The organism is Dermacoccus sp. CCH2-D9, assembly GCF_001556795.1.
Lineage (GTDB): Bacteria > Actinomycetota > Actinomycetes > Actinomycetales > Dermatophilaceae > Dermacoccus > Dermacoccus nishinomiyaensis.
The window spans coordinates 1-19,087 of record NZ_LSJT01000051.1; the positions used below are offsets into that span (position 1 = coordinate 1).

Genomic DNA, 19,087 nt, shown 5'->3' on the forward strand with positions numbered 1-19,087 from the left:
CCCCGCCCCCTTCGGGCGCGCGTCGGACCGCCGAAGTGATCGCGGGCTGACGAAGTACGCCCACCTGACCCTCGGGGCCTGAGAACGCCCCACTCGTGCGTCACGTCGCACGAGTGGGGCGTTCTTGCGTCACAGCATCCCCACTTGCGCGACATGTCGCGCCATCGGGGTACTGCATCCGACGTCAGCCATTCATGACGAACGTCGCCCGCGAACGCGTCAGATCTGACGCCTTCGCGGGCGACGTTCGAGCTCACCGTGAGCGACGGGTTCAGCCCGCGACGACGGCGCCCTCCGGTGCGAGGTCGACGCCGGCCGGCTGGGCCTCGGCGTCGGGGCGCACACGTCGCGGGACGAGCATCGCGATGGCGGCGCCCGCGACGGCGGCGCAGGCCCCGATGATGAAGCACACCTTGAACGCGCCCTCCGTCGGGATGGCGGGCGTCCCCGGCGCGAGGACGGTCGTGCGGCTCGTCAGCACGGCGGCCATGACGGCGCCGGCGACGGTCGTGCCGACCGAACGCATGAGGCCGTTGACGCCGACGCTGGCGCCGGCCTCGTGCATCGGCACGTTGTCGAGGATGAGCGTCGGCATGGCGGCGTAACCGATGCCGACACCCGCCGACGCGACGCACGAGGCGACCATGAGCTGCCACGGCGCGTTCATGAGGAACAGCGCGATGACGTAGCCGATGCTGATGACGAGCGCACCGGTGGCGAGCGTCACCCGCGCACCGCGGTGCGTGATGAGCGCGCTCGAGACGGGCGCGAACGCCATCATCATGAGGCCCGCGGGAGCCATCCACAGCCCGGCGTGCAGGATCGACTGGCCGAGACCGTACCCGGTGGCCTCGGGCATCTCGAGCAGCTGCGGCACGATGATGGACTGCGCCATCATGCCGAATCCGACGAGCACGGCCGCGAGGTTCGTGAACAACACCGGGCGGCGCGCCATGGTGCGCAGGTCGACGAGCGGATCGTGGTGACGCAGCTCGTACGCGCCCCAGACGAGCAGCACGATGACACCGGCGACGATGCTGCCGATCGTGCGCCCACTGCCCCACCCCCATTCGGAGCCCTTCGAGACACCGACGAGCGCCGAGACCAGACCCACGGCGAGACCGATGATGCCGACAGGGTCGATGTGCGCCGGGTGCTCGTCGTGGATGTGCGGCACGACGAACGCCGTCAGCACGACGACGACGGCGGCGAGCACCGCGGACAGCCAGAACAGGTCGTGCCACGAGTAGTCCTGCGCGATCCACGCTGCGAGCGGCAGACCAAGCGCACCACCGACACCGAGCGTCGCGCTGACGGCGGCGACGGCGCCCGTCGCACGCGCGGGCGGAGCGACCTCGCGCACGAGACTGATGGCGACCGGGATGTAGCCCATCGCCATGCCCTGCAGCGCGCGGCCGACGAGGAACGGCGCGAGGGTGCTCGACAGCGCCGCGACGACCGAACCGAGGACGAGCAGCGTCGCCGATACGAGCAGGACTCGCTTCTTGCCGTACATGTCGGCGAGGCGGCCGGTGACAGGCATCGTCACGGCGCCGGCGAGCAGCGTCGCCGTCACCGCCCAGGAGGCGTTGCTCGCGGACGTGTGCAGCAGCTCCGGCAGTTCGCGCTGGATCGGGATGACGAGGGACTGCATGAGCGCGCCGCTGAGGCTGCCGATGCAGAGGACGGCGACGACCGTCATCGGGGAGAAGCGCATCGCGGGGGCGGCCCCGGTCGGCGCGGTGGGTGAGGACAAGTGACCACTCCGTTTGTGTAAATTACATACCTACCCGATGAGATTACATTTAGTTGTACGAAGCAACAAGCGGGGTGACGGGATGGCGGCAGACGTGGCGAGCGACATCGACACCGCCGCCGACGACGGCAACGGCGACCGTGCCCGCACCATGGCGCGCCTGCTCTCTCACTTCGACATCATGCGCCGCGCCGAGGAGCAGGCGAGCGAGTTGCGCATCGCCGAGGGCCGCCTGCTGTGGCTGCTGACGGGCGACGGCCCGCCGCGCACGCTCAAGCAGATCGCGTGCGAACTTGAGCTCGAGCAGTCAACGGCGAACCGTCAGGTCAACGCTGCGGTGCGGGCCGGCGTCGTCCGGCGATTCCGCGAATCCGGGTCTCACGCTTGGCTCTTCGAGGCGAGCGACGACGGCGCGGCGCTCTACGAGCGCAGCGTCGGACGTCACCTCGACCGCGTCGACGACGCCCTCGCCGCTCTGCCCGCCGGCGAACGCGAACGTCTCGTCAGCTCGTTCGCGACGTTCGTCGACGCCTACAAGGAACCGCCGACGCCCTCACCCCACGGCGCGCCGCGCGCCCCCGGCACGCCCTGAGAGTCCCCGACTGCACCGCGAAGCCGCCGCCCCCCTCACTCTCGCCATCCCGTACCCAACGGCGATCTACGTCCTCATCTGCGATTTTTGTTCACCTTCGTGAAGGTGGACGAAAATCGCAGAAGGGGACAGGAATCGCAGAGGGGTCAGCTCATCGCGAACATCTCGAGGTGGGTCTTGACGACGATGACGCGCGGGCCGTTGACATCGGCGGCGAACGTCGCGCGCAGGGCGTCCGTCAACTCGCCGTAGCCGACCTCGTCACCCACAGCCACCTCTTGAGCCTCGACACCGAACGACTCCGCCAAGGCGACGAAGTCCGGCCGTGCCAGTTCGGTGTGCGTCGCCTGGCCGAACGTCGCCTCCATGTACTCGCGCAGGATGCCGTAGCCGCCGTCGTCGACGATGAGCCACGTGACGGGGATGCCGTGTTGCACGGCCGTCGCGAGTTCGGCGATCGAGTACATCGACGAGCCGTCACCAGCGACGGCGACGACGCGCTCGTGCCCGCCGACGGAGAACGCCGCGTCGACGTCCGTCAGCTTTGCGCCGCGCTTCTCCGCGAGCGCGACGGCGCCGCCGAGCGCGGCCGGGAACGCGAACCCGAGCCCGCCGGCGCCCTGACCCGAGTGGAAGCCGCCGGAGCGGCCGTCCCAGCAGTTCCAGGCCCAGTAGGCGGCGATCGTCATGTCCCAGAACGTCGGCACCTCGTCGGGGATGCCGGCGCGGATGGCGTCCATGAACGCGCGCTCGTGGGCGAGATCCTGACCGTCGAGCCGGGCGACGATCGCCTTGCGCACTTCGGCAGCACGCTCCGCTCCCGACGCGCGCCCCGCGGGCGCCTCTGCCGGGAACGCCGCGACGAACGCATCGAGCGCCGCCTTCGCGTCGCACGCGATGCCGAGCGCGGGGTGGTTCGACTCGAGCACGCGCGGCTCGGCGTCGACATGGATGAGCTTGCCTGCCGGCTTCAGCGTGAAGTAGTTCGACGTCACCTCGCCGAGCGAGGTGCCGACGGCGAGCAGGACGTCGGCGTCGGCGAGCAGGTCGGTGACCGCACGGTCCTCGACCCACGAACCCATCGACAACGGGTGATCGACCGGAAAACCCGAGTTGCCACCCGGCGAGCAGACGACGGGTGCGTCGAGCTTCTCCGCCAGGGCGAGCAGCGCCCTCTCGGCGCCGGCGCGGCGCACGCCACCACCGGCGACGATGGCAGGGCGCTTCGCGCCCGCGAGCAACTTCACTGCAGCCCAGACGAGTTCGGGGCGCGGCCCCTCCGGCGTCGGCGCCGAGACGGCCGTGCGGATCGGCGGGATCTCCGTCTTCGCGAGCAGCACGTCCTGCGGCACCTCGACCCACACGGGCCCGCGCGGATACGTCATCGCCTCGACCCACGCCGACTCGATGGCCGTCGGGATGGCGGCGTGGTGCGTCACCGTGCGCTGCGACTTCGTCACGTCGATGGCGGCGCGGCGCTGCTCGTCGAGCTGGTGCAGCATGCCGCGACGCGCGCCGCCGAGGCCCGAGACGGGCACCTGCGAGGCGACGACGACCATCGGCACGCTCGTCGCGTACGCCTCCTGCAGCCCGGGCAGCGCCGTCAGGGCACCCGGCCCGGTCGACAGGAACAGCGCAGCCGGCTTGCCTGAGACGCGCGAGTAGCCGTCGGCCGCGAAGGCTGCGTTGTTCTCGACGCGCGAGCTCATGAAGTGCAGCCCCGAGCGGCGCAGCGCGTCGAACAGGCCCAGCGCATGCTGACCGGGAATGCCGAACACCGTCGTCGTGCCGAGCGCTTCGAGCGTCTCGACGACGAGGTCGCCACCGTTGCGGATCTTCTCGCCCTCGCCCGTCGGCGCGACGGCTTCGGGCTCGGGGTGACGGATCTGCTCGCTCACCGCTGGGCCCCGTACACCGTGCCGGACTCGCCGTACGCGGGCCCGCCGGGCGCGGCGTCCGCACCGAGCGCGAGCAGCGACATGTACTCGTAGACGACGTTGGCGGCGGCCAGGCCCGTCAGCTCGGCGTGGTCGTAGGGCGGTGCGACCTCGACGACGTCGGCGCCGATGAGGTTCGTGCCGCGCAGGCCGCGCAGGATCTCGAGCAGCTCACGCGACGTCAGACCGCCCGGCTCGGGGGTGCCGGTGCCCGGCGCGTGCGCGGGGTCGAGCACGTCGATGTCGAGCGAGACGTACAGCGGACGGTCGCCTACGCGCTCGCGCAGGAACCCGACGACCTCGTCGACGCCCATGCGCATGACGTCGTTGCTCGTCACGACACCGAAGCCGAAGCGCGCGTCGTCCTCGAGGTCCTGCGTGCCGTAGAGCGGGCCGCGCGTGCCGACGTGGCAGACGCCGGAGGAGTCGATGAGGCCCTCCTCGAACGCGCGGCGGAACGGCGTGCCGTGCGTGTACTTGGCGCCGAAGTAGGTGTCCCACGTGTCGAGGTGCGCGTCGAAGTGCAGCAGCGCGACGGGGCCGTGCTTCTTCGCGTGCGCGCGCAGCAGCGGCAGGGCGAGGGTGTGGTCGCCGCCGATCGTGATGAGCGAGGTGCCCTCGTCGACGAACTGACGTGCACCCTCCTCCGCTTCCTTCAGCGCCGACTCGATGTCGAAGGGGTTGAGCGCGATGTCACCGGCATCGGCAATCTGCATCTGCGCGAACGGCGACACGGACTGCGCCGGGTTGAACGGGCGCAGCAGACGCGAGCTCTCGCGCACGTGCGTCGCGCCGAAACGCGCACCGGGGCGGTAGGAGACGCCGGTGTCGAACGGCATGCCGACGACGGCGACGTCGGCCTTCGAGACGTCCTCGATGCGCGGCAGGCGCGCGAACGTGCCGAGGCCGGCGTACCGCGGCGTGAGGGCGGCATTGACGGGCCCGACGTTGCCGCCGGCCTCGATGCGGGGGTGATCCATCTCGTCCTCTTCCTCTTCCGACGAGGCGTGCGCACGCCCGGTGCGAGCACCCCGTCGAGCCGTCGAACGGCCACTCATCAGGTCACGATCAGATTAACGGACGTGTTTACCGATGCGAATCTCTCGTTTGTCACGAGTCGATCTCGTATATTCATACGGTTCACCGTGGACTCATGCCAGAGCCATGCCACCCGGATCCAAGGAGGCCCTCGTGGACCTCAACCTCGTGATCGTCGTCCTCTACCTCGTCGCCATGCTCGGCTTCGGGTTCTGGGGCCGCTCGCGCACCCAGAACTCGAGCGACTACCTCGTCGCCGGCCGCCGCCTCGGCACCTTCCTCTACACCGGCACGATGGCGGCCGTCGTCCTCGGTGGCGCCTCCACGGTCGGCGGGGTCGGCCTCGGCTACAAGATGGGGTTGTCGGGCATGTGGCTCGTCGTCGCCATCGGCGTCGGCGTGCTCCTGCTGTCGCTGCTGTTCGCCGGCACCATCTCGAAGCTGCGCGTCTACACCGTCAGCGACATGCTGAAACTGCGCTACGGCAGCAAGAGCGCCGCGGGCGCGTCCAGCATCGTCATGATGCTCTACACGATGTTCCTCGTCGTCACCTCGACCGGCGCGTACGCCACCGTCCTGCACGTGCTGACGGGCCTCGACAGCTGGATCTGCATCGCCATCGGCGGCGCCGTCGTGCTCGTGTACTCCGTCATCGGCGGCATGTGGTCGATCACCCTGGCCGACCAGGTGCAGTTCATCATCAAGACGGTCGGCATCTTTGCGCTCATGCTGCCGTTCGTGCTCGTCAAGGCCGACGGCTTCTCCGGCATCCGCGAGCGCCTGGGCGACGACTACTTCGCCATCGCCGGCGGCAAGGTCGGCGCCGACACGCAGACGATCATCACGTGGTTCGTCGTCTACATGTTCGGCATGCTCATCGGCCAGGACATCTGGCAGCGCGTCTTCACCGCGCGCACCCCGAAGGTAGCGCGTCTCGGCGGCACCATGGCCGGTGTCTACTGCATCCTCTACGGTGCGGCCGGCGCGATCATCGGCATGGGCGCGCACGCCGTCCTCGGCGACGGCATCAAGGCGAAGAACGACGTCTACGCCGAGGTCGCCGACAAGATCCTGCCCGTCGGCATCGGCGGTCTCGTGCTCGCCGCCGCCGTCGCGGCGATGATGTCGACGGCGTCCGGCGCGCTCATCGCGTGCGCGACGGTGGCCCGCAACGACGTCGTCCCGTTCCTGACGGGCCGTGCCCGCGCGGTCGACGACGTCGCCGTCGACGCCTACAGCGACCACGACGCCCTGAAGAGCACAGGCTCGCACGCCGCGAACGATGATGCGTCCGACCCGCACAGCGAGAAGAACATCAAGGAGAACCGCGCGTTCGTCCTCGGCCTCGGCGTGCTGACGGTGCTCATCTCGATCCTCATGGCGCGCCTCGACAACGGCGGCGACCTCGTCGTCGCGTCGCTGACGGTGGCGTACGACATCCTCGTCGGCGGCCTGCTCGTCGCCATCCTCGGCGGTTTCGTGTGGAAACGCGCCAACGGCACGGGCGCCGCGATCTCGATGCTCGTCGGCACGCTCGTCACCGTGGCCGGGATGGTCTACCAGGCGAACAAGCTCGGCGACACCCTGAGCGGCGTCCTCGCCAATGAGCCGATCTACTACGGCCTCATCGCCTCGCTCGTCACGTTCGTCGTCGCTTCCCTCGCGACGCCGAAGACGGACGACGCGGTGCGCGCCGAGTGGGACGCCCGCGTCCACCGCCCCGCCGACGTCGAACTCGACGCCACGCCGACCGCACGCTGAGGCACTTGCCCGCCTCGGCTTGACGATGCCGCCGTCCGCTCGCCCGCTGGAGCGGACGGCGGCATCGGCGTCCCTGCTGAGTCACGACGCGCCCCATCGCGCCCCGAAGACCGCCCACCTCACGAGGAGACCGCATGAGCACCCCCGATCAGCGCGAGCAGCCCACCCCCGACGAGGCTTCCGCGGCCACGGCACCAGCCGTCCCGGACGCGGACGACCTCGACGTCCTCGCCGCGCAGCTGAGCGGCACGCTCGTCACCGACCCCGACGTCGTCGACGCCGCGAGCCGTGACCGATCCCCCGTCGAAGAGGTGGGTGCGGCGATCGCCCTCGTGCGCGCTACGTGCCGTGACGACGTCGTCGCGACGCTGCGGTGGGCGAACGAGCGTGGCGTGCCCGTCATCACGCGGGGTGCGGGCACCGGGCTGTCGGGTGGCGCGAACGCGATCGACGGGTGCGTCGTGCTCGATGTCTCCCGTATGAACGCGATCAAGACCATCAACCCTGCCGAGCGCATCGCCGTCGTCGAACCGGGTGTGCTGAACGGCGATCTGTCGGACGCTGTGCGTGAGCAGGGCCTGTTCTATCCCCCGGACCCGGGCTCGTGGCGCATCTCCTCGATCGGCGGCAACGTCGCGACGAACGCCGGGGGCCTGTGCTGCGTCAAGTACGGGGTGACGAAGAAGTTCGTGCGTGCGCTCGAGGTCGTGCTCGCCGACGGCAGCGTCATGCGCACCGGCACTCCGACGGCGAAGGGCGTCGCGGGGTACGACCTCACGGGCCTCATCGTCGGGTCGGAGGGCACGCTCGGTGTCGTCACGGAGGTGACGCTCTCTCTCGTCCCGGCGCCTGACGACGAACTGGTCGCCGTCGCACTGTTCGACTCGGCGTCGCGTGCGTGCGAGGTGGCGGCAACCTACCTCGAGGCCGGCGGGCGCCCGTCGATGCTGGAGTTCATGGACGGCCCGACGCTCGCCGCGGTGCAGCGCATGGCCGATCTCGGCTTCGACGAGTCCGTCGACGGCATGCTCATCGTCGGGTGTGACGACGCCACACGTCAGGACGTCGAGTTCGCGGCGTTCTCGCGCCTCGCCGAGGAGGCCGGCGCGGAGGTGTTCGTCGCCGAATCCGTCGCGGAGTCACTGCAGTTCACCGCTGCGCGGCGCCTCGTCGGCAACGCGTTCGAGGCGATGGGCCGCGACCTCGTCGACGACGTCTGCGTGCCTCTGCGACGCACCGGCGAACTCGTCGACGGCGTGCGGGCGCTCGGCAAGAAGCACCGCGTACGCGTCGCGACGGCCGGCCACCTCGGCGACGGCAACATGCACCCCGCCGTGCTCTACTCCCCCGGCGACACTCCCGAGGCCGTGGACGATAAGCGTCGCGCTTACGCCGCGTTCGAGGAGATCATGCAGCTCGGCCTCGATCTCGGCGGCACCATCACCGGTGAGCACGGCGTCGGGCGCCTCAAGGCGAGCATGCTGCCCGTCGAGCTCGGCGAGACGAACACGCGCATCCAGCGCGAACTGCGGCGCGTCTTCGACCCGAATGGGACCCTCAACCCGGGTGTGAACCTTGCGAGCGATCACTCTTGATATCGAGCGCGCGCAGCATCCGCAGCTACCTCGAAGCCGTCGGTGGCACCCTCGTCAGCCAGTGCGTCGAGGGTGACAACCACGTGCAGGTGCCCTGAGCCCCGTCAACGCGCGACGGGGATGAGGGTGAAGATGACGACGCTCTCGCCGTCGGCGGCGTTGCGCCAGGTGTGTGGTTCGCGGCCGGGGAAGGTGAGGGTGTCGCCGGCCTCGAGTCGGTGCGTGGCGTCGTGCAGCGTCACGTCGAGCGCGCCGGAGACGACGTGCCAGATCTCGAGCTCGCAGTCGATGGCGTACGGTTCGGCCTCACCGGCCCCGCCGGGTTGGATGACGGCGCGCAGCATCTGCACGGAACGTTCCTGACGACCCGTGACGAGGCGCTCGTCGATGCCCGTGCCGCCCATGTCGACGACCGGTGCGTCGGCGAGCTTGATGAGCGACGTGCGGGGTGCCTCGAAGAGCGAGCCGACCTCGATCTGCAGCACCTGGCACAGCGTCACGAGAGAGGCGACGGACGGCGACGTGAGGTCGCGTTCGACGCGGCTGAGAAACCCCTTCGTCATGCCGGCGAGCTGCGCGGCCTGCTCGAGGGTGTAGCGGCGCGCCAGCCGGGCGTTGCGCAGCCGGGCGCCGATGGCGACGTTCTCACGCACCCCTTGCACTGGTAGTGACTTCACGCCGGCTCCCTCTTGGTTGTATTGCGGTAAACCCTACGCCGGATCTCACCGCTCTCCCCAGAAAAGCCGTCAGAGTCCTTTTTCGCCGTCAGTCCAGGGCGATGGGGCCGTACTCGCCGAGCAGCTCCCCTGGCCCGGGGTTTTCCGGAGACGAACTTCCGCCGAGGTGACGGACCACACCCCACACCGCGTTGAGGCCGGTCTGGACGGCGCCCTCGGCCCAACCGGCCGTCCACGAGATGTCGTCGCCGGCGAGGAAGATGCCGCGCTGGTGCTCCGGCAGCTCGTCCTGGGCGAAGTGGGTGAACAGCCGCTGCTGATACCGGTAGTGCCCCGGCAGGTTGGCCTTGAACGCGCCCATGAAGTTGGGATCGGATTCCCACGAGACGGTGATTGGCTGACCGATGATGTGGCTCGCGATGTCGACGTCCGGGTAGATCTGGGCGAGCGAGTGCAGCATGAGCTCGACGCGCTCGTCGGCATCGAGCGCGAGCCACTTGAGCGCGTCGTCGTTCCACGTGTACGACAGCAGGATGACGGCGGGCCGGTCCGGGCCGTCGTCGAGCAGGTAGGTGGCGCGGTTGAGGCGGTCGGTGAGGGTCATCGACATGACGTCACGGCCCGTGGCGGGGTCGATGTCCTTCCAGAACGGGCGATCGACCATGACGAACGTCTTCGAACTGCTCATGTAGTGGCTGCGCTCGATCGCCATCCACATCTGCGGGCTGAACAGCGCCTCCTCGGTCGTGATGCGCGTCGACAGCAACCACGACTGGCACGTCGTGACGAGCGCCGGGTACTTCGCCTTGCGCCCCCATCGCTCGGTGACCTCGAGGTCGCGGCTCTCATGACGCCGGATGGCGGCGACGGCGCCGCGCGGCGCCCCGTCGTGCAGGCTCGCCAGGGTGGTGCCGGCCGGCCAATGGGCGAGCTTCTCGGGCGCGTGCGACCACAACGCCTCGGGCAACTTCTGCGCTCCGCCGAGGATGCGGCGGTGCTGATCGTCGGCGTCGGTGTAGACGACGCGCAGGATCTCGAGGATGGAGTTCGGGAAGTCCGTGTCCCAGCCACCCGTGCCGAAACCGACCTGACCGAACGCCTCACGCGCCGCGAAACCGGCCTTCTTGAACGATTCGGAGGCGGCGATGAAGCCGTAGAACGTCTGCTCGTCCATCGTCGGCACGAGCTCGTTCCAGATCTGCTTGATGCGCTTCGTGTCACGAGCGCGGATGGCGTCCTGCATCTCGGTGAAGCGCGCGCCGTCGTCGACGGCGGCCTTCCACGCGTCCGCGACGTCGCGGAAGAACTGCGGCAGTTCGTCGGGCGTGCGCGCGTAGTGCGCCTCGCCGCCGAGCTCGATGACGGTGCTCGGCGTGACGTCCGACAGCGGGTTCGGGAACGCCTCCGTCTCGAGGCCCATCGCGTCGATGTAGTGGTAGAGCGCGCGGCCGGAGACGGGAAAACGCATGCCACCGAGGTCGGCGACGACGTCCGGGGCGGCGCTGAAACTGTCGGTGCGCAACCGGCCACCGATGCGGTCGGCCTCGTGGACGACGGGCTTGAGGCCCAGCTTCATCAGCTCGTACGCGGTGATGAGGCCTGACAGGCCGGCGCCGACGACGGCGACCTCGGTGCCGTACATCTCCTCCGGCACGCTGCCGAGACCCTCGGGGTGGGCGAGGTATTCGTCGTAGCTGAACGGGAAGTCGGGGTTGAGCATCGTGACGGGCGCATCGCCCGCGTGCTCGTCGCGATCGTGCGGGAACTCGGTGACAGCGGTCATCGCGGGGTGTCTCCTTCTCGGAGTGGATGGTCGGGGTCGAGGTCGTCCTCGAGGTGACGCTCATAGGTCGCCTGGTCGAGCGTGGCGAGGCGGGAGTGACGGCGGCCGTAGCCGAGGTAGACGGCGACGCCGACGGCCATCCACACGCCGAACACGACCCACGTCGAGGAACTGAGGTTGGCCATGAGGTAGAGACAGATGAGCGCGCCGGCGGCCGGCAGCAGCGGGTACAGCGGCACCGTGAATGCGCGCGGCAGCTTCGGGTTGCGCACGCGCAGATAGATGACGGCGACGTTGACGAGGGCGAACGCGAACAGCGTGCCGATGCTCGTCGCGTCGGCCAACTCACCGAGCGGGATGAGGCCCGCCGTCACCGCGACGACGCCGCCGACGATCAGGGTGCTGCGCACCGGCGTGGCCGTCTGCGGGGAGATGACGCCGAAGACGCGCGGCACGAGGCCGTCGCGCGACATCGACAACAGGATGCGGATCTGGCCGAACAGCACCGTCAGCACGACGCTGAAGATGGCGAGCACCGACGTCACCGCGAAGATGAACGCGACCCACGAGGCCCCCGTGATCTCACGCATGATCTGCACGAGCGGCGCCTCGCGCCCGTCGAACCAGTGCCACTCGCGGGCTCCGATGGCGGCGACGGCGACCGCGACGTACAGCACCGTCACGATGATCATGGACAGCAGGATCGAGCGCGGCAGATCCCGCTTCGGATCGCGCGCCTCCTCACCGGCCGTGGATGCGGCGTCGAAACCGATGTACGAGAAGAACACGGTGCTCGCGGCGGCGGAGACGCCCGCGGCACCCATCGGGGCCAGCGGTGCGAAGTTGCCCGCCTTGAACGCGGTGAACGCGACCGCGCAGAAGAAGACGAGGATGGCGATCTTCAGCACGACGATGATCGTGTTGACGCGCGCACTCTCCCGCGCGCCGCGTGCGAGCAGGGCCGTCGCGAGCAGGACGACGAGGGCTGCGGGGACGTTGACGACGCCGCCCGCCCCGGGTGGGTTCGCGACGGCCTCGGGCAGGCCCAGGCCGAACGAGTCGAGTGTCTCGTTGACGTACTGCCCCGCCCCGACGGCGACGGCCGCGACGCTCACCGCGTACTCGAGGACGAGACACCACCCGCACACCCACGCGAGGCCCTCACCCATCGTCGCGTAGGTGTAGCTGTAGCTCGACCCGGCGACGGGCACGAGGCCCGCCATCTCGGCGTAGGAGAACGCCGACAGCAGCGCGGCGACGCCGGCGATGACGAACGAGATCCAGATCGCCGGGCCAGCCTCGGGCACCGTCTCACCGAGGACGACGAGGATGCCGGTGCCGAGCGTCGCCCCGACCGAGATCATCGTCAGCTGCAGGACACCGAAACTGCGGTGCAGGCTGCGCCCGGCGGAGGTCGCCTCGGCCTGCGCGAGCGTCAGCCCGATCGGCTTGCGCCGCAGGAGCTGGGCGCCGAACGGGAGTCTCGAACGCGCCTGCTCGTCGAGCGATGAGGACACGGGGCACCTCTCGAAGGGGTCTGTGGGCCAGACCACGATGTCACACATCGCCGAGTTGTTTCGTGTTGGGAAACGCATGTGCTTCGACGTGGCGAGAGGTGAAGACGAGCGTTCTGGCTGGATGCGAGTGGTCTGCCGCTCGTGGTCAGTCATGCCGCTCGTTCTTGCTCGCCGGCGCGGGCACGCCGAGGGGCTGTGGCTGACGTCAGCGCCAGGACGCGTAGGTGTCGCGGCGCAGCTTGGCCAGGTAGGGGACGGCGTCACGGGCTGCGGCGACATCGTCGCGGGTGATGTCGGCGACGAGGAGTTCGGCGCCGTCGCCGCCCTGGGCGAGGAGGCCGCCGTCAGGCCCGACGATGACGCTGCCGCCGCCGAACGTGAGCCCGTCCTCGACGCCGACGTGGTTCGCATAGGCGAGGCCGACGCCGTTCTCGAGGGCACGAGCCCGCACGAGCACCTGGGGGACGTCGTCGACCCCTGCGGTGAGCGCGGTCGGGACGAGGATGACGTCGGCGCCCGCGAGCGCCGCGGCGCGCGTCATCTCGGGGTATTCGACGTCGAAGCAGATGATGACGCTCACCCGCATCCCGGCGAGTTCGACGGTGGTGGGGGCGTCTGTTCCGGAGCTGAAGGCGGCGGCTTCGTCGTCGTCGAACAGGTTGACCTTGCGGTAATGCAGGATCGGGTGGCCGTCGGTGTCGAACAGCGTGGCGGCGATGTGTCGAGCAGTCTCACCGGGCGCGACGCCACCCCGGGCGGCGGGAGCGTCGGCCGTCGCGACCTCGGGATAGCTCGCGAGGACGGCGATACCGTGACGCGCCGCGGTGGCGGCGAGGGCGCCCGCGATGTCGATCTGCTGGGTGGGGTCGACGGTGTGCAACCGCTTCGGGGCGTAGCCGGTGACGAAGAGTTCGGGGGTGACGAGGACGTCAGCACGGCGCGCGGCAGCTTCACCCGCGCGACGGTCGGTGATGGCGAGGTTGGCGTCGACGTCACCGACGACGGCCTTGTCCTGCATGACGGCGATGCGCATGACGTCGAGGATGGCAGATGCGACGGCACTCGAGGCCCGATCCGACCACCATGCCCCCGTGCGGCGACCGTCCGACCCGCCTGCCACCTCTGCGCTTTCCGTCCACATTGGCGATTCTCGTCCCCATCTGCGAATCCCGTCCCCCTTCGCGAATCTCCGTCACATCCGCGATTTCCGTCCACTTTCGGCTCGTGTGAGGCCCCCTGACGGCCGCACCAGCACCGCGAGTTGGATGCGCCCCTGCGTCGCGGCAGGATCGTCAGCATGAGTTCTCGGCCTGACGACGCCCGCCCCGTCTACCTCGATCACAACGGCACGACGCCCGTCGCGCCGGAGGTCGCCGGGGCGATGTGGCCGTATCTCACCGAGCACTGCGGCAACCCGTCGAGCGCGACCCCGGCCGGGCGCCTGGCCCGCCGTGCCGTCGACGATGCGCGCGAGCACGTCGCTGCGCTCATCGGTGCGTCGGCGGACGAGGTGACGTTCACCTCCGGCGGCACGGAGGCGAACAACCTCGCCATCCGCGGCGTGACGGCGGCGCTTCGTCGCGCTGGCGCGTCGCCCGCGGCCGACGTGAGTTCGACCGTCGTGACGTCGGCCGTGGAGCACCCGGCGACGTCGGCGCCCATGGCGCTTCTCGCGCGCGACGGCTGGGACGTCGTGACGCTGCCGGTGACGCGAGCCGGCCACGTCGACCTCGCACCCATGCCGCGCGACCATGTGGCCTTTGGCTCGATCATCCTCGCGCAGAACGAGACCGGGGCGATTCAACCCGTCCGTGAGTTCGCCGCGAGCGTGCACGCGGCGGGCGGTCTCGTCCACACCGACGCGGCGCAGGCCGTCGGGAAGATCGGCGTCGACGTCGACGACCTCGGCGTCGATCTGCTCAGCCTCGCCGGCCACAAGCTGTACGCCCCCAAGGCCGTCGGCGCGCTGTACGTCAGGCGTGGCACACCGATCGAGCCCCTCGTCGTCGGCGCGGGCCAGGAGCGCGGGCTGCGTCCGGGGACGGAGAACGTCGCCGGCATCGTCGGCCTCGGGCGGGCCGCGCAGCTCGCACTCTCGCGCCTCGCCGACGATGCCTTGCGCATGATGAGCCTGCGTGACGAGCTGTGGCTCCGCCTCTCGACGGCCGTGCCCGGCCTCGTTCGCCTCAGCCCCGCGCAGAACTGTCTGCCGAACACGCTGATGATCTCCCTGCCGGGGCGCCTCGGGCGCGAGGTGCTGGAGGCAGCGCCTGACGTCGAAGCGTCCACCGGCAGCGCGTGTCACGCCGGAATCGACTCCCCCGCAACGACACTCGTCGCCATGGGGTGTGACGACGGCGTCTCGCTCGGCGCGATTCGCCTGACGCTCGGGCGCGCCACGACATCCGCCGACATCGACCGCGCCGCGACGAGCCTCGTCGCGGCGTTTCGCCACGTCGCCTGACGAGCGCCGGGCCGCCGACGAATCTGACCAAGAATCGCGGATGGGGACGCAGATCGCACAGGTGCACACGGGGCCGGCGCTCACCGCGTGAGGCACGATGGTGGCGTGAGTGATTTCTCCCGCAACCCTGAACTCAACCGTCTGGTCGCGATCGACGGGCTCCTGAGCGACGACGAGCGCGACGTCCAGGCCCTCGTCCGACGCTTCTGCGACGACCACGTGCGTCCGAATCTGCCGACCTGGTATGACGAGGCGAGCGTCCCGGCGCGTGAGCTCGCGAAGGGGCTCGGCGAGCTCGGGCTGCTCGGCATGCACCTCGACGGCTACGGGTGCGCCGGTTCGTCGGCGACCGCGTACGGCATGGCGTGTCACGAGCTCGAAGCTGCCGATTCGGGTATACGTTCGCTCGTCAGCGTGCAGGGAAGCCTCGCGATGTTCGCGATCTGGCGTTGGGGCAGCGAGGAGCAGAAGACCGAGTGGCTGCCGCGGATGGCGGCGGGAGACGCCGTCGGATGCTTCGGCCTGACCGAGCCCGACTTCGGTTCCGACCCGGCCGGCATGCGCACCCACGCCAAGCGCGACGGCGACGACTGGGTGCTCAACGGCACGAAGATGTGGATCACGAACGGCACGATCGCCGACGTCGCCGTCGTCTGGGCGCAGACCGACGACAAGATCCGCGGCTTCGTCGTGCCGACGGACACCGCCGGTTTCGAGGCGCGCGAGATCACGAAGAAGATGTCGCTGCGTGCGTCGGTGACGGCGGAGCTGTCGCTGACCGACGTCCGTCTGCCCGCTGATGCCGTCTTCCCCGAGGTGCGCGGGCTCAAGGGGCCATTGTCGTGCCTGTCGGAGGCGCGCTTCGGCATCGTCTTCGGCGCGATGGGCGCCGCCCGCGATTCGCTCGAGACAGCGCTCGACTACGCCGCGACCCGCCAGGTGTTCGGCAAACCGCTCAGCGGCTACCAGCTGACGCAGGGCAAGCTCGCCGACATGACGCTCGAGGTCTCCAAGGGCATGCTCCTCGCGCTGCACCTGGGGCGCCTCAAGGACGGCGCGGGCGTGAGCCCCGAGCAGATCAGCCTCGGCAAGCTCAACAACTGCCGCGAGGCCATCGCCATCGCGCGCGAGTGCCGCACGATCCTCGGCGCCAACGGCATCTCGACGGAGTACTCCCCCATCCGTCACGCCGGAAACCTCGAGTCGGTCATGACCTACGAGGGCACGAGCGAGGTGCACCAACTCGTCCTCGGCAATGCCCTGACGGGTCAGTCGGCGTTCCGCTGAGTCGATCCTCGGAGCCTCCGAGACGACGGCGGCTTCCTTCGCGACCACGGCGGGGAGCGTCCTACGAAACCTGCGCCTTGCTAGCCTGGCGGCATGGTGACCCTGACGATCGACGGCATCTCGGATGACGTGTTGCGGTCATTGGAACATCAGGCCGACGCCGCGGGGGTCAGTCTGAATGACTACCTCGTGGCATGCCAGTCTGAATGACTACCTCGTGGCATGCCTGACTCTCGTCGCACATCAGCCGCCGCCTGATGACGGGCCGCCGCGTCTCGACCACTCAGAGCACGTCGACCAAGCCGAGACCCTGGCAACGCTCACCGACGAGGACGCGAAGCGCGACATCACTGAAGGCGATGATGCCTACGCTCACGGGGACGTCGTCCGAGGTGAGGAGGCCGTGCGCGCTCTGCGCCTCCAGGACCGCACGTGAGCCACTCACGTGCGGGGTACGTCGCGGGCTCACGGCCCAGGCTCCACCAGCCGAATCAGCCGTAGCTCGTCGGACCGGCGTGCGGGAAGTCCGCTCGCACGTCACCCCGGGTTGGCACCGGTCGAGTAATAGCCGCTCGCGTAGAAGGGCACGAGGGCGAAGGAGATCGCCTCGTCGACCCGCCGTTGCAGTGATCCGGGCTCGCGGTCGGCGAAAGCGACAGCCACGGATTCGTCCGTGAACGGCGACCGGGACAGCAACTCGTCCCCGATTCCTGCCGCGCCCGGCACCGCGAGGACGGCGTCGTCATCGTGCGTGGCGGCGTCGTCGAAGAGCAACGCGCGTGACGCATCGACAATCTCACGCCGTAGAGGCGTCGTCGTGAACGAGAATCGCGGCTTGCGGCGGAGCCCGTGCCGCGTCATCCTCGCCGTCCCCTGGTCCACGAGGCTCATACCGACGTGTTCCCACGCACCCGGGTAGAGCGCGTCGATGACGAAGCGCGCCAGTGTCGGCCCGCGCACCTCGTCCAGACGGTTCGCCGCCCATCCCAGCAGGCCCTCGGGCGCAACCTCGGCGGTTCGGCGGATCCGGTCGCCCGTCCACTCGATCAGGCCCGCGGACCGCAGATCGAGCATCAACCCAGCCGTGACGCACACCTGTGCCCCGGTGACCCTGGGCAGTCCTCGATCGTCCAAGCTCATGATCCACAGACGTTCGCTGATCAGCACCTGATCAGTATCGCGCGTCCGCGATCACGACTCAGCTCAGCGGGTCGAGGATGCGCTTCAAGAACGCCTGGGTGCGCGCCTCGCGCGGGTGGTCGATGACCTGTGACGGCTCGCCGCGTTCGACGATGACGCCGCCGTCCATGAACAGCACCTGATCAGCGACGTCACGCGCAAACGCGATCTCGTGGGTGACGACGATCATCGTGCGGCCCTCGTCGGCGAGTTCGCGCATGACGCTCAGCACTCCCCCGACGAGTTCGGGGTCGAGCGCTGACGTCGGCTCATCGAAGAGCAGCAGCTCGGGTGCGAGGGCCAGAGCGCGTGCGATGCCGACGCGCTGCTGCTGCCCACCCGAGAGTTGGTAGGGGTACTTGTCGGCCTGGTCGTCGAGACCCACCTTCGCGAGAAGCTCATGCCCCCGCGCGTCGGCGTCGGCCTTCGCGACGCCCTGCACGACGATCGGGCCTTCGGTGACGTTCTCGAGCACGCTCTTGTGCGGAAACAGGTTGTGCTGCTGGAACACCATCCCCGTCTTCGCCCGCAGCGCACCGACACGTTTGGCAGCGTCACCCTTCGCGCGGCCGTCACGCCCGCGCGGGACGTCGACGTAGTCGACCTCGGCGTCCCCGATGCGGACGACGCCCGCCTCAGGCAGGTCGAGCGCATTGAGCGAACGCAGCACCGTCGTCTTGCCCGAACCCGACGGGCCGAGCAGCACCGTCACCGACCCCGACGGGACGGTGAAGTCGACGCCGCGAAGCACCTCGAGCGAGCCGAACGACTTCGTCAGACCACGGACGTCGACGAGGGCGTCCGTGGTCGAGGTCGACGCGGCGTCCGCGGAACGAGCGTCCCCGGGGCGGGCGGGTGTGGAACCGTGAGGAGTCATCGTGCGACGTGCCTTCCGAGTCGGTTTTCGAGCCTGCCCTGGACGAGGGAGAGGATGAAGCACAGAGCCCAGTAGATCGCGGCGGCGACACCGTACAGCTCGAGGAAGTCACCCGAGGGTGCGGCGGCGATCTGAGCCTGGCGGAACATCTCGGTGACGAGGATGGTCGAGGCGAGCGACGTGTCCTTGACGAGGGAGATGAGCGTGTTCGACAGGGGCGGGACGGCGACACGCAACGCCTGCGGCAGGATGATGCGCCGTAGCGCCGTCGCCCGGTTCATGCCGATCGTCTCCGCGGCCTCCCACTGCCCCTTCGGCACGGACAGGATGGCGGCGCGGATGATCTCCGCGGAGTACGCCGCGACGTTGAGTGAGAACGCGATGATGGCCGACGGCCATGGGCTGAGTTTGATCCCGAGCTGCGGCATGCCGAAGAAGATGATGGCGAGCTGCACGAGCAGCGGTGTGCCTCGGAAGATCGAGATGAAGATGCGCGCCGGCCAGGACAGGGCCGCGTTGGCGCTCATGCGTGCCAGCGCGACGCCCAGGGCGAGGACGAGGCCGATGGCGAACGACGCCGCCGTCAGCGGAATCGTGCCCTTGAGCGTCGCCACGAGCATCGGG

Annotated in this window: 15 protein-coding genes; 5 read left to right on the plus strand and 10 right to left on the minus strand. The window is 69.5% G+C overall.

Annotated elements, in window-relative coordinates; all coding sequences use genetic code 11:
* Positions 1-271 precede the first annotated feature (271 nt).
* On the minus strand, positions 272-1,756 hold the full coding sequence (locus AX669_RS04825) for an MFS transporter (protein ID WP_231729417.1): 1,485 nt from the start codon (positions 1,754-1,756) through the stop codon (positions 272-274).
* A gap of 82 nt (positions 1,757-1,838) precedes the next feature.
* On the opposite strand from AX669_RS04825, the gene AX669_RS04830 reads away from it, so the two are divergent.
* Positions 1,839-2,348 carry a MarR family winged helix-turn-helix transcriptional regulator gene (locus tag AX669_RS04830; protein WP_062256969.1) on the plus strand — a complete coding sequence of 170 codons (510 nt, stop codon included), beginning with the start codon at positions 1,839-1,841 and terminating at the stop codon, positions 2,346-2,348.
* Between the two features lie 146 nt (positions 2,349-2,494).
* Here AX669_RS04830 and AX669_RS04835 read toward each other — a convergent pair whose 3' ends face one another.
* Positions 2,495-4,246: a thiamine pyrophosphate-binding protein gene (locus tag AX669_RS04835; protein ID WP_082740595.1), complete on the minus strand. Its 1,752-nt coding sequence runs from the start codon at positions 4,244-4,246 to the stop codon at positions 2,495-2,497.
* Entirely contained in the window at positions 4,243-5,265 is a 1,023-nt protein-coding gene (speB, locus tag AX669_RS04840) for an agmatinase (RefSeq protein ID WP_062256972.1), read from the minus strand. The genes AX669_RS04835 and speB overlap by 4 nt, the downstream gene beginning before the upstream one ends.
* Before the next feature lie 184 nt (positions 5,266-5,449).
* On the opposite strand from speB, the gene AX669_RS04845 reads away from it, so the two are divergent.
* Entirely contained in the window at positions 5,450-7,084 is a 1,635-nt protein-coding gene (locus AX669_RS04845; protein ID WP_062256974.1) for a sodium:solute symporter, read from the plus strand.
* 134 nt (positions 7,085-7,218) lie between these two features.
* Complete coding sequence (locus AX669_RS04850) at positions 7,219-8,679, plus strand: FAD-binding oxidoreductase (RefSeq protein WP_082740596.1); 1,461 nt, start codon at positions 7,219-7,221, stop codon at positions 8,677-8,679.
* Between the two features lie 104 nt (positions 8,680-8,783).
* Here AX669_RS04850 and AX669_RS04855 read toward each other — a convergent pair whose 3' ends face one another.
* The 4 genes from AX669_RS04855 to AX669_RS04870 form a co-directional block, all read right to left on the minus strand.
* Positions 8,784-9,356: a helix-turn-helix domain-containing protein gene (locus AX669_RS04855; RefSeq protein ID WP_040015099.1), complete on the minus strand. Its 573-nt coding sequence runs from the start codon at positions 9,354-9,356 to the stop codon at positions 8,784-8,786.
* An 88-nt stretch (positions 9,357-9,444) separates the two neighbouring features.
* A complete protein-coding gene (locus AX669_RS04860; protein WP_062256976.1) occupies positions 9,445-11,139 on the minus strand; it encodes an NAD(P)/FAD-dependent oxidoreductase in 1,695 nt (564 codons plus the stop codon).
* Positions 11,136-12,656 carry an APC family permease gene (locus AX669_RS04865; protein WP_062256978.1) on the minus strand — a complete coding sequence of 507 codons (1,521 nt, stop codon included), beginning with the start codon at positions 12,654-12,656 and terminating at the stop codon, positions 11,136-11,138. The genes AX669_RS04860 and AX669_RS04865 overlap by 4 nt, the downstream gene beginning before the upstream one ends.
* Positions 12,657-12,861: 205 nt before the next feature.
* Positions 12,862-13,689, minus strand: a complete 828-nt coding sequence (locus tag AX669_RS04870; protein WP_062257009.1) for a nitrilase-related carbon-nitrogen hydrolase — start codon at positions 13,687-13,689, stop codon at positions 12,862-12,864.
* Positions 13,690-13,953: 264 nt separating this feature from the next.
* On the opposite strand from AX669_RS04870, the gene AX669_RS04875 reads away from it, so the two are divergent.
* On the plus strand, positions 13,954-15,120 hold the full coding sequence (locus AX669_RS04875) for a cysteine desulfurase family protein (protein ID WP_062256980.1): 1,167 nt from the start codon (positions 13,954-13,956) through the stop codon (positions 15,118-15,120).
* 105 nt (positions 15,121-15,225) lie between these two features.
* Positions 15,226-16,407, plus strand: coding sequence for an acyl-CoA dehydrogenase family protein (locus tag AX669_RS04880; RefSeq protein WP_062256982.1), 1,182 nt, complete (start codon positions 15,226-15,228; stop codon positions 16,405-16,407).
* Between the two features lie 537 nt (positions 16,408-16,944).
* Here the strand turns inward: AX669_RS04880 and AX669_RS04890 are convergent.
* From AX669_RS04890 to AX669_RS13840, 3 genes are read right to left on the minus strand one after another with little or no spacing between them, the layout of a single operon-like run.
* A complete protein-coding gene (locus tag AX669_RS04890; protein WP_062256985.1) occupies positions 16,945-17,574 on the minus strand; it encodes a GPP34 family phosphoprotein in 630 nt (209 codons plus the stop codon).
* A gap of 31 nt (positions 17,575-17,605) precedes the next feature.
* Positions 17,606-18,463: an amino acid ABC transporter ATP-binding protein gene (locus AX669_RS04895; protein WP_231729418.1), complete on the minus strand. Its 858-nt coding sequence runs from the start codon at positions 18,461-18,463 to the stop codon at positions 17,606-17,608.
* On the minus strand, positions 18,460-19,083 hold the full coding sequence (locus AX669_RS13840; protein WP_050786614.1) for an amino acid ABC transporter permease: 624 nt from the start codon (positions 19,081-19,083) through the stop codon (positions 18,460-18,462). The genes AX669_RS04895 and AX669_RS13840 overlap by 4 nt, the downstream gene beginning before the upstream one ends.
* Positions 19,084-19,087 lie beyond the last annotated feature (4 nt).

What these genes read in the sequence shown, in the direction of transcription:
- AX669_RS04870 (WP_062257009.1), bottom strand. Translation starts at nt 13,689, where the DNA reads ATGCGCATCGCCGTCATGCAGGACAAGGCCGTCGTCGGTGACGTCGAC.
- AX669_RS04845 (WP_062256974.1), top strand. Translation starts at nt 5,450, where the DNA reads ATGCCACCCGGATCCAAGGAGGCCCTCGTGGACCTCAACCTCGTGATC.
- AX669_RS04850 (WP_082740596.1), top strand. Translation starts at nt 7,219, where the DNA reads ATGAGCACCCCCGATCAGCGCGAGCAGCCCACCCCCGACGAGGCTTCC.
- AX669_RS04875 (WP_062256980.1), top strand. Translation starts at nt 13,954, where the DNA reads ATGAGTTCTCGGCCTGACGACGCCCGCCCCGTCTACCTCGATCACAAC.
- AX669_RS04895 (WP_231729418.1), bottom strand. Translation starts at nt 18,463, where the DNA reads ATGACTCCTCACGGTTCCACACCCGCCCGCCCCGGGGACGCTCGTTCC.
- speB (WP_062256972.1), bottom strand. Translation starts at nt 5,265, where the DNA reads ATGGATCACCCCCGCATCGAGGCCGGCGGCAACGTCGGGCCCGTCAAT.
- AX669_RS04860 (WP_062256976.1), bottom strand. Translation starts at nt 11,139, where the DNA reads ATGACCGCTGTCACCGAGTTCCCGCACGATCGCGACGAGCACGCGGGC.
- AX669_RS13840 (WP_050786614.1), bottom strand. Translation starts at nt 19,083, where the DNA reads ATGCTCGTGGCGACGCTCAAGGGCACGATTCCGCTGACGGCGGCGTCG.
- AX669_RS04830 (WP_062256969.1), top strand. Translation starts at nt 1,839, where the DNA reads ATGGCGGCAGACGTGGCGAGCGACATCGACACCGCCGCCGACGACGGC.